The sequence below is a fragment of the Yeosuana aromativorans genome, assembly GCF_014646655.1.
Lineage (GTDB): Bacteria > Bacteroidota > Bacteroidia > Flavobacteriales > Flavobacteriaceae > Yeosuana > Yeosuana aromativorans.
The window spans coordinates 275,285-289,903 of record NZ_BMNR01000001.1 but is presented as its reverse complement, the minus strand read 5'-3'; the positions used below and the strand labels follow the sequence as shown (position 1 = coordinate 289,903).

Sequence of the window (14,619 nt, the reverse complement as noted above, 5' to 3'; positions counted from 1 at the left end):
GCTATAAAGTAAGGTCAGGTACGAGATGCAAAGTTTTAGAACGGAAATAGAAAATCCTATTGTCGAAAAGGACATCATTGAATTAGCTAAAAAAATTGAGCTATTCAATACAGGTAAAATTGATGAAGAAAAATTTAGAAGTCTTCGGTTGGCACGTGGTGTTTACGGTCAGCGTCAGGAAGGTGTGCAAATGATTCGAATCAAATTACCTTTTGGAAAAGTATTGAGCAATCAACTATTAAGAATTGCCGATGTGTCGGATGAATATTCACGTGGACGGTTGCACATCACAACCCGTCAGGATATTCAAATTCATCATGTTGATCTAAACAGAACGCCAGAATTATGGGCCGATTTGGAAAAAGATGATGTGACCCTACGCGAAGCCTGTGGTAATACGGTAAGAAACGTAACAGCTTCTGAAACGGCTGGGATTGACGTTAATGAACCATTTGATGTATCACCTTATGCCGATGCGGTTTTTAAATTCTTTTTAAGAAATCCTATTTGTCAAGAAATGGGACGAAAGTTCAAGGTGTCGTTTTCATCATCTGATGAAGATACCGGACTTGCTTACATGCACGATTTAGGATTTATTGCAAAAATTAAAGATGGTGTTCGAGGTTTTAAAGTGATGCTTGGTGGCGGATTGGGTTCGCAACCACGTCATGCGGATGAGTTGTACAGCTTTTTGCCTTCTGATAAAATTATACCCGTTATGGAAGGTGTGCTTAGGGTTTTTGATCGCTATGGCGAACGCAGAAGCAGAGCCAAAGCACGAATGAAATTCTTAATCAAGGATATTGGGCTAGACGCTTTTAAGGAACTGGTTGATGCCGAACAAAATGCTATTGAATTCAAATCGGTGCCAATTGACCATGAATCTTATGTGGCATCAAAGCCAGTGAATGTTGAGGTTCCTCAAACTGAAATTAAAGACCAAAAGGCTTTTGAAACTTGGAAGTCAACAAATCTCATCCCTCAAAAACAAGAGGGTTATGTGGCCATTGGTATTAAAGTGTTGTTAGGTGATTTTTATACTGATAAAGCCAGGTTATTGGCTAATTTGGTTGAAAAATATGCTGCAGGGGAAATCCGTTTAACACTTCGTCAAAATATATTGATTCCATTTGTAAAAGAAGATTTGGTACCATTTTTCTACACCGAATTGGATAAGCTTGGGTTTGCAGAAGCAGGATACAATAAGGCGGTTGACATTACGGCATGTCCAGGAACTGATACTTGTAACTTGGGTATTGCTAGTAGTACTGGTATTGCTGCAGAATTGGAGCGTGTTATAAAAACCGAGTACCCACAATATTTAGATAACAATGATTTGGTCATTAAAATAAGCGGGTGCATGAATGCCTGCGGACAACACAATATGGCCAATATTGGTTTTCAAGGGATGTCAGTCCGTACACCAGATAAATTGGTGGCACCAGCGTTACAAGTCCTTTTAGGTGGCGGTAATTTAGGTGATGGTAATGGTCTTTTTGCTGATAAAGTGGTGAAAATTCCTAGTAGAAGAGGCCCAGAAGCATTGCGTAGAATATTGAATGATTTTGAAGCCAATGCCCAAGGCAAAACTTTTGTTGAATATTATAAAGTTACAGGGGAACGCTATTTCTATGATTTGTTGAATGATCTTCAGGATGTAACCAATTTAACCCAAGCCGATTTTATTGATTGGGGAACGGATGAAGTATACAAAAAAGCCATTGGTGTTGGTGAATGTGCCGGCGTGGTCATTGATTTAATTTCAACCTTGTTTTTGGAAAGTGAAGAGAAAATAGAAAATGCAAAAACTTCTTTTGAAGATAAGGTCTACTCAAGTGCTATTTATCATGCCTATAGCTCTATGGTAAATTCAGCCAAAGCCTTATTATTGGCAGAAAATATAAGTACCAATACACAAGCAGGCATTATTAGCCAGTTTGATGAAACCTTTATTTCAAATGGAAAACTGGATTTAGGGACTACGTTTTCTGAATTGATTTACCAAATTAAAGAATTTGCACCTACGCAGGAATTTGCTTCAAGTTATATTGATAATGCTGTTTTGTTTTTAGAGAAAGTTAAAACATACAGAGAATCAGAAAACGAATCGAATAGGATTAAAAACCAAGCAGTATTAAATCTAATTGTCCATGGAACTAAACCATAAAAATCCGAAACTGACAGTTGTAGGTGCTGGTCCTGGCGATCCGGATTTGATAACGCTCAAGGCTATAAAAGCCATTGAGTCTGCAAATGTTATTTTATATGATGCTTTAATAAATGAAGCATTGCTGGGGTATGCATCTCCAGAAGCTGAACTTATTTTTGTGGGTAAACGTAAAGGTTGCTATGCCTATCAGCAAGAACAAATCAATGAACTAATTGTGAGTAGGGCATACAGTCATGGGCATGTGGTACGATTAAAAGGTGGCGATCCGTTTATTTTTGGAAGAGGCGCCGAAGAGATTGATTATGTTAGACAATTTGATATAGAAACGTATGTGGTTCCAGGAATTTCCTCATCATTTGCAGTACCAGCCTATCAAGGCATCCCATTAACAAAACGTGGAGCTTCCGAAAGTTTTTGGGTAATTACCGGTACTACAAAATCACATCAATTATCAACCGATGTTATCTTAGCGGCACAGTCTACGGCTACGGTTGTCATCTTAATGGGAATGGGTAAATTAGCTGAAATTGTAGAGGTTTTTAAAGCACAAAGCAAGCATAATATGGCAGTTGCTGTTATTCAAAATGGAACTACTGAACAAGAAAAAGTTGGTTTTGGAACGATTGATACCATTGTAAATGTTGTTGAGAAAAATCAATTATCATCGCCAGCAATCATTGTTATTGGCGATGTGGTAAAAGAGCGCGTAGTTTTAACATCAGTATTAACCGAAGTAAAAGAGCTTAAAAACATTTAATTTTTAATGGAACGTAACAATCTATATCCTGTTTTCTTAAAGCTTAATAAGCTAAATGTACTTATTGTAGGAGGAGGATTTGTTGCTGAAGAGAAATTAAAATTTCTGTTGAAATCCAGTCCAGATGCTCATGTAATTATGGTGTCGCCAATGTTTAGGGAAGGTACTAAAGAACTGGCAAAAACAGGCAATGTAACTTTGATTGAAGACCGTTACCATAAAAGATATTTAAAAGGCAGTCAAATTGTTATTGCAACAACAGATATACCAGAAGTAAACTTCAAGGTTTATAAGCATTGTAGAAAAAAAAGAAAATTAGTAAATGTGGCTGACAATCCACCATATTGTGATTTTTACATGGGCGGAATCGTTACAAAAGGTAATGTTAAGGTTGCCATTTCGACTAATGGAAAGTCACCTACTACGGCTAAGCGATTGCGCCAGTTTTTTGAGGACGTTATCCCTGAAAATGTAGATGATTTGGTTAAAAATTTAAATGAATATAGAAAAACAATACAAGGTGATTTTGAACAAAAAGTAGAGACTTTAAACGAATTTACTAAAGGATTAATTGCTAAAAAAGAAGATTAAAATGATTAAAACAGACATACTGATTATAGGTGCAGGACCAACAGGTTTGTTCACGGTTTTTGAAGCAGGATTATTAAAGTTGAAATGCCATTTAATTGATGCCTTGCCACAACCTGGTGGGCAATGCTCTGAAATATATCCAAAAAAGCCAATTTATGATATTCCTGGTTTTCCTGAAATCTTGGCGGGCGATTTAACAAAAAACTTATTGGAACAAGGTAAACAGTTTGAGCCAGGTTTTACATTGGGAGAGCGTGCAGAAACCATTGAAAAGCAAGAAGACGGCTCTTTTATTGTAACAACCAATAAAGGCACACAACATCACGCGCCTGTTGTGGCCATTGCAGGAGGTTTAGGGTCTTTTGAGCCGAGAAAACCGTTGATTGATAATATTGCTTACTTTGAAGATAATGGTGTAGAGTATTTTATTAAGGATCCTGAAGTTTTCAGAAATAAAAAAGTAGTCATTTCAGGAGGGGGAGATTCAGCTTTGGATTGGAGTATCTTTTTGGCAAATGTAGCTTCAGAAGTAACCTTGATTCATAGACGAAATGAATTTAGAGGCGCATTGGATTCAGTAGAAAAAGTCAAGGAATTAAAAGATTTGGGTAAAATAAACCTCATTACTCCTGCCGAGGTAACGGCTTTGTATGGTAACAAACAGTTAGAAGGCGTAACTGTTACTAAAGGAGATGAAAAAATATTACTAGCCGCGGATTACTTTATTCCATTGTTTGGATTGTCACCAAAACTGGGGCCAATCGGAGATTGGGGGCTGGAAATTGAAAAGAACGCCATTAAGGTAGATCATACCAGAAACTACGAAACCAATATTCCAGGGATTTTTGCCATTGGCGATGTAAATACCTATCCGGAAAAGCTTAAATTGATTTTGTGCGGATTTCATGAAGCCACATTGATGTGCCAAGCTGCCTATAGAATCATCAATCCTGGTAAGAAGTATGTTTTAAAATATACAACGGTTAGTGGCGTGGATGGTTTTGACGGAACCCGTAAAGAAGCCCCAAAAGCTGTGGTACAATCTATACAATAATATTTTTTTATTGTGTAATTTTACGTTCCTATAGCACACTTAACCATGAAGAAATATAATATCCGTTTAAAAGAGCTTATAAAACCGTTTACAAAACGATTGTTTTATAATTTGTTTGATGAGCAAGAATCTGAAACGCTTTATTTAAAAGATACGTTTCTGGAAATCACATCAAATCTTAATATCGAAAACGGAGCGGGTATTTGGAATGAGTTTCAAGGAACGTTTTTAACCATCAGGAAAAAACTGGATTTAGATGCTGCCTCGTTTTTAAAAAACGACCCAGCTTCTACTTGCATACAAGAAGTGTATTTGGCTTATCCCGGTTTTTATGCCATATCAATTTACAGATTGAGCCATCAATTACATCTTTTAAAGGTTCCTATTATGCCCAGAATGATGAGTGAGTATGTGCACGGCATTACAGGTATTGATATCCACCCAGGAGCAACTATAGGCGATTCGTTTTTTCTGGATCATGGAACGGGAATTGTCATTGGTGAAACTTCAGTTATAAAAAGTAATGTAAAAATATTTCAAGGTGTTACCCTTGGAGGACTTCAGGTAAAAAAGGATATGCAGTCCACCAAACGGCACCCAACTATTGAGGATAACGTTACTATTTATGCCAATGCCACCATATTGGGCGGGGACATAGTCATTGGTGCCAATACAACCATTGGAGCTAACGTTTGGATCACTCAGTCAGTTCCTGAAAACTCATTGGTAACCTATCAAACAGAAATCAAAATCAGACCTAAAAAAAATGGCATCCATTAAAGGTATCATAGATCAAATCGGTAATACACCACTTGTTGAAGCGACACATCTTATTTCAAATAAAGATGTCAAGTTGTATTTAAAGCTGGAAGGTAATAATCCTGGAGGAAGCGTTAAAGACCGCCCTGCTTTCAATATGATTAATGAAGCTTTAAAACGGGGTGATATCAAAAGAGGAGATTTTTTGGTTGAAGCAACCAGTGGGAATACGGGTATTGCATTGGCGTTTATTGCCCAATTGTTGGGTTTGAACATGGTGTTGATTATGCCTGAAAACTCCACTGAAGAGCGTGTTAAGACCATGCGTGCTTATGGAGCCGAGGTAATTTTAACACCTGCTGATGAAGGCATTGAAGGGTCACGGGATTTGGCATTTCAGCTACGTGATGAAAAAGGCTATACCTTACTCAATCAATTTGAAAATGAAGACAACTGGAAAGCACATTATAAAACCACAGGGCCTGAAATATGGAATGACACCAATGGAGAAGTAACCCATTTTGTGTCTGCCATGGGAACTACCGGAACCATTATGGGCGTTTCAACCTATTTAAAGGAGAAAAATAAAAACATCACTATTGTAGGTGCCCAACCAGAAGATGAGGCCAAAATACCAGGCATCAGAAAATGGTCGCCAGATTATGTGCCTAAGTTTTTTAACCGTTCTAAAGTTGATGTTGTTGTAGATGTCAGTGAATTAGATGCCAAACAAACAACACAACGTTTGGCCAGGGAAGAAGGGGTTTTTGCGGGAATGAGCAGTGGTGGTTCCGTATTTAGTGCATTAAAAATTGCCGAGACCATTGATAAAGGTGTCATTGTAGCAATTATTTGTGATAGAGGTGACCGGTATTTATCGTCTTCCTTATTTGAATAAATCAGGGATTTTTTTCAATTTATTACCAATAAAAACAATATATATAGTATTTTTGCTCACCAGTTCATAAACATAAAAATAATGTTATCAAGAAAGGTAGAGGGAATAGACCCGTTGAAGCCTTGGCAACCCTTTATCTAGTAAAGAAGGTGCTACGTTCTACTAATATTTCAATGAATATTGGAAAGATAACGAAAAGTGTTTCCCTTACTTTTCTTGATGACATACAGATATAAAAAAAATCAACATGTCAAACATAAAACAAGCTTTACAGGATCGTATTTTAGTACTCGATGGTGCCATGGGTACCATGATTCAGCGCTATAAATTTTCTGAGGAAGATTATAGAGGGGAACGTTTTAAGGACTATCCTACACCCTTGCAAGGCAATAACGATTTGTTGTCCATTACACAACCCCAAGCCATAAAAACCATACACGCTAAATACTTGGAAGCTGGTGCCGATATTATAGAAACCAATACATTTTCTGGTACTACCATAGCTATGGCCGACTACCAAATGGAAGATTTGGTTTATGAACTCAATTATCAATCGGCAAAAATATCAAAGGAGGTTGCCAATGAGTTTACAGCTAAAGAACCACATAAACCACGTTTTGTGGCGGGTTCTATTGGTCCGACCAATCGTACGGCCAGTATGTCGCCCGATGTCAATGATCCAGGTTACAGAGCCGTTACGTTTGATGAATTGCGAATAGCCTACAAACAACAGGTTGAAGCCTTGATTGATGGCGGTGTTGATTTGCTGTTGGTAGAAACCGTGTTTGATACCTTAAATGCCAAAGCAGCCTTGTTCGCTATTGAAGAAGTGAAAGAAGCGAGAAATATTGACATTCCTATTATGTTAAGTGGTACAATTACAGATGCGTCTGGCAGAACCTTATCAGGGCAAACGGCCGAAGCGTTTTTAATATCCGTATCACATATTCCGTTGTTATCCATCGGATTTAATTGTGCTTTAGGAGCTAGTTTGTTGCAGCCCCATTTAGAGGCCATTGCCAATAAAACAGATTTTGCCATTTCAGCACATCCTAATGCAGGCTTGCCCAATGCCTTTGGTGAGTACGATGAGTCTCCAGAAGATATGGGCGAACAAATTGAGGAGTATTTAAAAAAGAATTTAATCAATATTATAGGGGGTTGTTGCGGAACCACACCGGAGCATATTAAAGTTATTGCCCAAATAGCTGCCAAATATAAACCCCGTCGTTATTCTGAACCAGTTTCAGCGTCACATTAAAATTTTTTGATGAAAATTAAGCAAACAAAATACATGAAACTTTCTGGGCTAGAGCCCTTGGTACTTAATGAAAACAGTAATTTCATCAATATTGGTGAACGTACCAATGTGGCGGGTTCAAGAAAGTTTTTAAGACTGATTAAAGAAGAAAAATTTGATGAAGCGCTTGATATAGCCCGTCATCAAGTTGATGGTGGCGCACAGATTATCGATGTTAATTTTGACGATGGATTAATTGATGGAAAAGAGTCCATGGTTAAGTTCTTAAATCTCATTGCTGCCGAACCGGATATCTCTAGAGTGCCAATCATGATTGACAGTTCCAAATGGGAAATCATTGAAGCTGGCTTGCAAGTGGTACAAGGAAAGTGCGTGGTTAATTCCATTTCCTTAAAAGAAGGCGAAGAGAAATTTATCTGGGAAGCCAAACAAATTAAGAGATATGGAGCCGCCGTGATTGTCATGGCGTTTGATGAGGTTGGCCAAGCGGATAACTATGAAAGACGAATAGAGATAGCTAAGCGTTCGTATGATATATTGGTGAACGAGGTCCATTTCCCTTCCGAAGACATTATTTTTGATTTAAACATATTCCCCGTAGCCACAGGTATGGAAGAACACCGCCGTAATGCTATCGATTTTATTGAAGCCACGCGTTGGGTGCGCCAAAATTTACCAAATGTAAGTGTGAGTGGTGGTGTGAGTAACGTGTCATTTTCATTTAGGGGAAATGATGGCGTTCGTGAAGCCATGCATTCGGTGTTTTTATACCATGCCATTCAAGCGGGGATGAATATGGGAATTGTTAATCCCGCGCTTTTAGAGGTCTATGATGATATTCCAAAGGATTTATTGGAACATGTTGAAGATGTGATTTTGGACAGGCGTGACGATGCTACCGAGCGTTTATTGGATTTTGCCGAAACCGTAAAAGGCTCTAAAGTTGAAAAGGGTGTTGATTTATCCTGGCGTGAAGGGTCGCTTCAAGAGCGTATTACCCATGCACTGGTAAAAGGTATTGATGCCTTTATTATTGAAGATGTTGAAGCTGCCAGATTGGAAGCCGAAAAACCAATTGATGTCATTGAAGGCCATTTAATGATTGGGATGAACGTTGTGGGCGATTTATTTGGAGCAGGCAAAATGTTTTTGCCTCAAGTAGTGAAATCGGCTAGAGTCATGAAAAAAGCAGTGGCATATCTAAACCCATTTATAGAAGCAGAAAAAGGAGATTTGCAAGAGCCCGTTGGAAAAGTATTGATGGCTACCGTAAAAGGCGATGTGCATGATATTGGTAAAAATATTGTAAGTGTAGTATTGGCATGTAACAATTATGAAATAGTGGATTTAGGGGTTATGGTACCACCTGAAAGAATTATTGAAACGGCCATAAAGGAAAGGGTTGATGTAATTGGTTTATCGGGTTTAATAACACCATCGCTAGATGAAATGGTGTATCTGGCAAAAGAAATGCAGCGTCAAAAGTTCACCATTCCGTTGTTAATAGGTGGCGCAACAACCTCAAAAGCCCATACAGCTGTTAAGATAGATACGCAATATAAAAATGCGGTGGTTCATGTTAATGATGCCTCAAGAGCTGTTACTGTTGTTGGTGATTTACTGAATAAAAAAACAACAAAAGAATATGTTGCGGCCATGAAGAAAGATTATGACGAGTTCCGTACCAAGTTTTTAAAACGAGGTAAGGAGAAATCATACATTTCAATACATGAAGCGCGTCAAAGGAAATTTAAAATCGATTGGGAACAAGCAGAGATTTTCAAACCAAAAGCTTTGGGAATCCAGACTTTAGAACAATTGAGTTTAAAAGAATTGGAGCCTTTTATAGATTGGAGTCCGTTTTTTAGAAGTTGGGATTTACATGGAAAATTTCCTGATATTTTAACTGATGAGGTTGTTGGCGAGCAAGCAACGATTATGTATGAAGAAGCCAAAAAAATGATTGAAGGCATTATAGCCAAGCAATTATTAAAGCCGAAGGCCATTTTTGGTTTGTTTGAAGCAAACACAATACATGACGATGATATTTCCATTCAGAAAAAAGGAAAAGAAATTGCCGTGTTTAGAACCTTACGCCAGCAATTACAAAAGCGCGAAGGGATACCCAATTTGGCTTTAGCTGATTTCATTGCACCAAAGGACAGTGGATTAACCGATTATATGGGAGCTTTTTGTGTGGGTATTTTTGGAGCACAAGAACTAGCTGAAAGTTACCGTGCTAAGGGTGATGATTACAACGCCATTATGGTTCAGGCCATTGCCGATAGGTTTGCCGAAGCTTTTGCCGAATATTTGCACAAACAAGTGCGAGCCAAACATTGGGGTTATGCAACCAACGAAAGCCTTTCTAACGACGATTTAATTCAAGAAAAGTATAAAGGCATTCGTCCCGCACCAGGCTATCCCGCTTGTCCTGACCATTTAGAGAAAGAAACCATTTGGAGCTTGTTGGATGTTGAAAAACAAATAGGGGTAACCCTAACCGAAAGCTTGGCTATGTGGCCATCTGCCGCGGTTTCGGGATACTATTTTGCCAATCCGGAAGCTAAGTATTTTGGCTTGGGAAAAATTACTGATGACCAAGTAACCGATTATGCAGTAAGAAAAGGCATTAGCAAAGACAAAGCTAGAAAGTGGTTGCACCCTAGTATTGCTGAGGAATAACAAATAAGAAGATGAAACCAAAATTTATAGAATTAACATTAGGAAGTTACATTATTTCGCACGGTTATAGCAAAAATAAAGAAATGATGGAGCCCATAACATCGGATACGTTTTCAAAGAAAATCATTCCTGTTTCCAGAATTAAATCGGTTAGCGAAAAATATATTTTAACCGATTATGTGGATGGTAGATGGATTTACTGGGAATATGAAGAAGACTATAATGATGTTAAAAAGTTATTGCTTTAATTTGCGTTTATTGGTCAAATTTTTTTAATTGAAGAATTACCTCTAGAATGTGAGTGTTTTCTAAGTAAATATTATAAAATCAAACAGTAAAAAGGTAACAATTTGTTCTCTTTTATATAACAATTAAAGATGAAGGAAATAGCAGTTTTGCAGCAAAAAATAACAATGAAAAAACTTAGAACAGAGATAGTGTTTTTCATCCAGCTTTTAATGCTTGGTATTATTGCGCTGATAATTGCTAATTTCGTTTAAAATAAGAGTGTGCAGAGAAATTAAGCATAAATGAAAGTAACAGAACACATAAAAAAAGCTAACGGAAACACGTTATTTTCTTTTGAGGTCATTCCACCGCAAAAGGGAAAAAGCATTCAGGACTTATACAACAATATAGACCCATTAATGGAGTTTAATCCTCCCTTTATTGATGTGACAACCTCAAGAGAGGAATATGTGTATATTGATAAAGGTAATGGCCTTTTGGAAAAACGTATGACAAGAATGCGTCCTGGAACAGTTGGTATTTGTGCCTCAATTATGCATAAGTATGGTGTTGATGCTATTCCGCATTTACTATGTGGCGGCTTTACAAGAGAAGAAACTGAATATGTTCTGGTGGATTGCCATTATTTGGGCATTGATAACGTGATGGCCTTGCGTGGCGATTCCATGAAAGATGAACCCTATTTTAAACCGGCCGAAGGTGGTAATGCCTTTGCCAGTGAATTGGTGGCCCAGATAACTGATTTAAACAAGGGAAAATACCTTCATGATAATGTTTTGGTAGAACAAAACGCTGATTTTTGTATTGGTGTGGCCGGCTATCCTGAAAAACACATGGAAGCGCCTTCTTTGGCAAGTGATTTAAAACGCTTAAAAGATAAAGTGGACGCTGGCGCAGACTATGTGGTAACACAGATGTTTTTTGATAATAAAAAATATTTTGAATTTGTTGACAAAGCTAGGGAAATGGGCATTACGGTACCAATAATACCGGGTATCAAGCCCATTGCCGTTAAGCGCCATTTGCAAATCTTGCCACAGGTATTTAAAATAGATTTACCCCAAGAGCTGGTTGATGCTGTTGAAGCTTGTAAGGATAATAACGCTGTAAGACAAGTAGGCATTGAGTTTGCCGTTCAGCAATCAAAAGAACTAAAAGCCGCAGGTGTTCCGGTCTTGCATTACTATTCTATGGGCAAGAGTGATAATATAAAGGCCATTGCATCACAGTTGTTTTAAATATTCTGTTATTTTTGTGGCATAAAATCTATAAATGAGATTATTTTTTAGTGTTCTTTTTTGTGTTTGTTACAGTCTAATATTTTCTCAGGAAAACAAACGGTCTTCTTATATAGATGTCAACTATTTTAAAGGAAACATCGCCTTACACAACAATGATATTCTTCACTTGATAAAGGGACATCCCGAAGGTGTTATTTTAAGTTGGAACAACAAAACCTATGGACTGGAAGATTGGGAACAACGCTATAATTATCCAGATTATGGGTTTTTATTTATTTACCAAAATTTAAAAAATGATGTGTTGGGCAACAATTATTCCTTGTATGCCCATTATAACTTTTACTTTTTAAAACGCAATCTCATGTTTCGTATTGGTCAGGGTTTGGCCTTAACTACCAATCCGTATGACAAGGAAACCAACTACCGGAACAATGCCTTTGGTTCCAGAATTATGAGCAGTACCTTCGTGATGCTAAATTATAAAAAGGAACGCATTATTGACCAATTTGGGCTACAGGCCGGTCTTTCAATGATTCATTATTCCAATGCCAATGTTAAGGCCCCTAATACCAGCATTAATTCCATAACCTTAAATATTGGTGTTAACTACAATTTAGATGCTGAAGCACCCAATTATATGGTGCCAGATAGCACGGAACTGAACACAAAATTCACAGAACCTATTAAATATAATCTTGTTTTTAGAAGTGGTATCAATGAAAGTGACGTGATAGGCAGCGGCCAGTTTCCGTTTTATATTGTGTCGGCCTATGCCGATAAGCGCATCAATCAAAAAAGTGCCTTGCAGTTTGGAGCCGATGTGTTTTTCTCAAACTTTTTAAAGGAATATATTTATTATCGTTCGGTTGCATTTCCTGAAGAACCTGTTACTGGGGATGAAGACTATAAACGTGTTGGAATGTTTGTGGGACATGAGTTGTTTGTCAATAGATTGTCATTGGTAACCCAATTAGGGTATTATGTATATTATCCGTTTGATTTTGAAGGACGAACCTATATAAGAGTTGGATTGAAACGTTATTTTGGAACAAAATGGTTTGGTGCGTTGACTTTAAAAGCACATGCAGCCAAGGCCGAAGCGGTTGAATTTGGAATAGGAGTGAGGTTATGAGAAAATTAATTTACATTGTATGTATGGTTTTGCTGGCTTCCTGTAACAGTGAAAACGCCAGTGATTGTTTTCAAACAACAGGGGCTGTTGTGCAAGAAGAAGTTTCTTTGGATGCCTTTGATAAAATATTGGTCAATCGTGATGTGGAGTTGATAGTTAAAGAAGGGGCAGAGCAAAAAGTGGTCATTGAAACTGGTAAAAACTTATTGAATGATGTGGAAGCCGTTGTGCTTGATGGTAAATTGATTTTAAGCGATAACAACAACTGTAATTTTGTGCGTGATTATGGCGTTACCAAAGTCTATGTCACTTCGCCAAATATTACGGAAATACGAAGTTCTACACAATATGATATCAGTTCCGATGGGGTATTGACCTATCCAAGTTTGACCATTTTATCGGAAGATTATAACGCACCAGATACCTTTTCCGTTGGAAATTTTAGGCTTCAGATTAATAACACAAGTTTTAGGGTTGTGTTTAACAATCTATCCAATTGTTATGTTTCTGGAAGTACAACAAACTTAAATGTTACATTTGCATCTGGCGATTCCAGGTTTGAAGGCAGAAATTTGGTTGCCCAAAAAGTGACTATTTGGAACAGAAGTTCAAACGATATGATACTCAATCCCATTCAAGAAATAACCGGTAAAATTTCTGGCACAGGCAATGTGATTTGTGTCAACCATCCACCAATTGTTAATGTTGAACAACAATACAAAGGACGCCTTATTTTTGAGAATTAATTACTGGTCAACTCCCTAAACAAACTTTCCAAACTTGCATTCTTTTGGTTTAATTGCAAAATCTTAAGTTGGTTATCATAGGCAAAATCAAAAACCTTAGGGCGCATATCTTCAGAGGTTTTAAACGTGATTTCATATACAAAACCATGTGTGTTTACCACGGTACTAACTTTAGGTAAATCCTTTAAAAAGGCATCTTCAACGCGATAATCAAATTCAACAATAACCGTTTGTTCCTTACCGTCTCTTAGTTCTTCCAGTTTTTTGTCGGCCACAATTTCACCTTTATTGATTACAATAACACGGTCGCACATAGCCTCAACCTCTTGCATAATGTGTGTGGATAAAAACACCGTTTTTGTCTGTCCAATGGTTTTTATCAAGTTCCTAATATCAACCAATTGGTTGGGGTCTAAACCTGTTGTGGGTTCGTCAAGAATCAACACGTCTGGGTCATGCAATAACGCATTGGCCAATCCTACACGTTGTCTGTATCCTTTTGAGAGCTGGCCTATTTTTTTATGAGCTTCGGGGGTTAATCCCGTAAGCTCAATTACTTCATCAATGCGTTGTTTGCCTATTTTGAATATTTGGGCGTTAAAGCTTAAATATTCTTTAACGTACATCTCTAAATATAACGGATTGTTCTCTGGTAAATACCCTACACTTTTTTGAACGTTTATGGGGTCTTCATTAACATCAAATGTATTGACTTTAATAACTCCTTCAGAAGCAGCAATATAAGTGGTCAAAATTTTCATCATAGTTGATTTTCCCGCTCCGTTAGGACCTAAAAACCCAACAATTTCTGGTTTTGAAACATGAAAAGACACCTTGTTGAGCGCTTTTTGTGTTCCGTAAAATTTTGAAACGCCTGTTACCTCTATTGACATATTAAAATTCTTTGTTCAAAAATAATGATTATATAATTTATTTGAAGCTTTGCGTTAAAATCTTTAAAACTTTTAAATAAATTGTAAAAAAATGTTTTTACAATTTTGATTTGAGAAAATAATAATTACTTTAGCCGCATAATTATGAAGACAACAGTAGGTTACACATATTTTAGCAACTGG

The 14,619-nt window shown here is 37.3% G+C and carries 13 protein-coding genes and 1 riboswitch; of the genes, 12 read left to right on the top strand and 1 reads right to left on the bottom strand.

The annotated features are described in order from the left end of the window. Positions 1–25: 25 nt before the first annotated feature. The 12 genes from IEW94_RS01150 (at position 26) to IEW94_RS01095 (ending at position 13,543) form a co-directional block, all read left to right on the top strand. Complete coding sequence (locus tag IEW94_RS01150) at positions 26–2,167, top strand: ferredoxin-like domain-containing protein (protein WP_188649429.1); 2,142 nt, start codon at positions 26–28, stop codon at positions 2,165–2,167. Then, positions 2,151–2,927 carry a uroporphyrinogen-III C-methyltransferase gene (gene cobA, locus IEW94_RS01145; RefSeq protein WP_188649428.1) on the top strand — a complete coding sequence of 259 codons (777 nt, stop codon included), beginning with the start codon at positions 2,151–2,153 and terminating at the stop codon, positions 2,925–2,927. The genes IEW94_RS01150 and cobA overlap by 17 nt, the downstream gene beginning before the upstream one ends. 6 nt (positions 2,928–2,933) lie before the next feature. Then, positions 2,934–3,518, top strand: coding sequence for a precorrin-2 dehydrogenase/sirohydrochlorin ferrochelatase family protein (locus tag IEW94_RS01140; RefSeq protein WP_188649427.1), 585 nt, complete (start codon positions 2,934–2,936; stop codon positions 3,516–3,518). A gap of 1 nt (position 3,519) precedes the next feature. After that, a complete protein-coding gene (locus IEW94_RS01135) occupies positions 3,520–4,572 on the top strand; it encodes an NAD(P)/FAD-dependent oxidoreductase (RefSeq protein ID WP_188649426.1) in 1,053 nt (350 codons plus the stop codon). A 45-nt stretch (positions 4,573–4,617) separates the two neighbouring features. Continuing rightward, positions 4,618–5,352, top strand: a complete 735-nt coding sequence (epsC, locus tag IEW94_RS01130; RefSeq protein WP_188649425.1) for a serine O-acetyltransferase EpsC — start codon at positions 4,618–4,620, stop codon at positions 5,350–5,352. Continuing rightward, positions 5,339–6,229: a cysteine synthase CysM gene (cysM, locus tag IEW94_RS01125; RefSeq protein ID WP_188649424.1), complete on the top strand. Its 891-nt coding sequence runs from the start codon at positions 5,339–5,341 to the stop codon at positions 6,227–6,229. Before epsC ends, cysM begins: the two co-directional genes overlap by 14 nt. An 81-nt stretch (positions 6,230–6,310) precedes the next feature. Then, positions 6,311–6,424: riboswitch (SAM riboswitch) on the top strand. Between the two features lie 52 nt (positions 6,425–6,476). Then, complete coding sequence (locus IEW94_RS01120; RefSeq protein ID WP_188649423.1) at positions 6,477–7,490, top strand: homocysteine S-methyltransferase family protein; 1,014 nt, start codon at positions 6,477–6,479, stop codon at positions 7,488–7,490. A 9-nt stretch (positions 7,491–7,499) separates the two neighbouring features. Beyond that, a complete protein-coding gene (metH, locus tag IEW94_RS01115) occupies positions 7,500–10,175 on the top strand; it encodes a methionine synthase (protein WP_188649422.1) in 2,676 nt (891 codons plus the stop codon). A gap of 11 nt (positions 10,176–10,186) precedes the next feature. Further along, complete coding sequence (locus tag IEW94_RS01110) at positions 10,187–10,423, top strand: hypothetical protein (RefSeq protein WP_188649421.1); 237 nt, start codon at positions 10,187–10,189, stop codon at positions 10,421–10,423. A gap of 282 nt (positions 10,424–10,705) precedes the next feature. After that, the gene (gene metF / locus IEW94_RS01105) at positions 10,706–11,662 is read left to right on the top strand and encodes a methylenetetrahydrofolate reductase [NAD(P)H] (protein WP_188649420.1); all 957 of its coding nucleotides are present in this window, start codon (positions 10,706–10,708) and stop codon (positions 11,660–11,662) included. Between the two features lie 34 nt (positions 11,663–11,696). Beyond that, the gene (locus IEW94_RS01100) at positions 11,697–12,797 is read left to right on the top strand and encodes an acyloxyacyl hydrolase (RefSeq protein ID WP_188649419.1); all 1,101 of its coding nucleotides are present in this window, start codon (positions 11,697–11,699) and stop codon (positions 12,795–12,797) included. Continuing rightward, positions 12,794–13,543: a head GIN domain-containing protein gene (locus IEW94_RS01095; RefSeq protein ID WP_188649418.1), complete on the top strand. Its 750-nt coding sequence runs from the start codon at positions 12,794–12,796 to the stop codon at positions 13,541–13,543. Before IEW94_RS01100 ends, IEW94_RS01095 begins: the two co-directional genes overlap by 4 nt. On the opposite strand, the gene gldA is transcribed toward IEW94_RS01095, so the two are convergent. Beyond that, the gene (gldA, locus tag IEW94_RS01090) at positions 13,540–14,436 is read right to left on the bottom strand and encodes a gliding motility-associated ABC transporter ATP-binding subunit GldA (RefSeq protein ID WP_188649417.1); all 897 of its coding nucleotides are present in this window, start codon (positions 14,434–14,436) and stop codon (positions 13,540–13,542) included. The genes IEW94_RS01095 and gldA overlap by 4 nt on opposite strands. Positions 14,437–14,619 lie beyond the last annotated feature (183 nt).

Coding starts and splice junctions, on each gene's coding strand:
- metF (WP_188649420.1), top strand. CDS start 10,706: ATGAAAGTAACAGAACACATAAAAAAAGCTAACGGAAACACGTTATTT.
- cysM (WP_188649424.1), top strand. CDS start 5,339: ATGGCATCCATTAAAGGTATCATAGATCAAATCGGTAATACACCACTT.
- IEW94_RS01140 (WP_188649427.1), top strand. CDS start 2,934: ATGGAACGTAACAATCTATATCCTGTTTTCTTAAAGCTTAATAAGCTA.
- IEW94_RS01120 (WP_188649423.1), top strand. CDS start 6,477: ATGTCAAACATAAAACAAGCTTTACAGGATCGTATTTTAGTACTCGAT.
- gldA (WP_188649417.1), bottom strand. CDS start 14,436: ATGTCAATAGAGGTAACAGGCGTTTCAAAATTTTACGGAACACAAAAA.
- IEW94_RS01135 (WP_188649426.1), top strand. CDS start 3,520: ATGATTAAAACAGACATACTGATTATAGGTGCAGGACCAACAGGTTTG.
- metH (WP_188649422.1), top strand. CDS start 7,500: ATGAAAATTAAGCAAACAAAATACATGAAACTTTCTGGGCTAGAGCCC.
- IEW94_RS01095 (WP_188649418.1), top strand. CDS start 12,794: ATGAGAAAATTAATTTACATTGTATGTATGGTTTTGCTGGCTTCCTGT.
- epsC (WP_188649425.1), top strand. CDS start 4,618: ATGAAGAAATATAATATCCGTTTAAAAGAGCTTATAAAACCGTTTACA.
- IEW94_RS01150 (WP_188649429.1), top strand. CDS start 26: ATGCAAAGTTTTAGAACGGAAATAGAAAATCCTATTGTCGAAAAGGAC.
- IEW94_RS01110 (WP_188649421.1), top strand. CDS start 10,187: ATGAAACCAAAATTTATAGAATTAACATTAGGAAGTTACATTATTTCG.
- IEW94_RS01100 (WP_188649419.1), top strand. CDS start 11,697: ATGAGATTATTTTTTAGTGTTCTTTTTTGTGTTTGTTACAGTCTAATA.
- cobA (WP_188649428.1), top strand. CDS start 2,151: ATGGAACTAAACCATAAAAATCCGAAACTGACAGTTGTAGGTGCTGGT.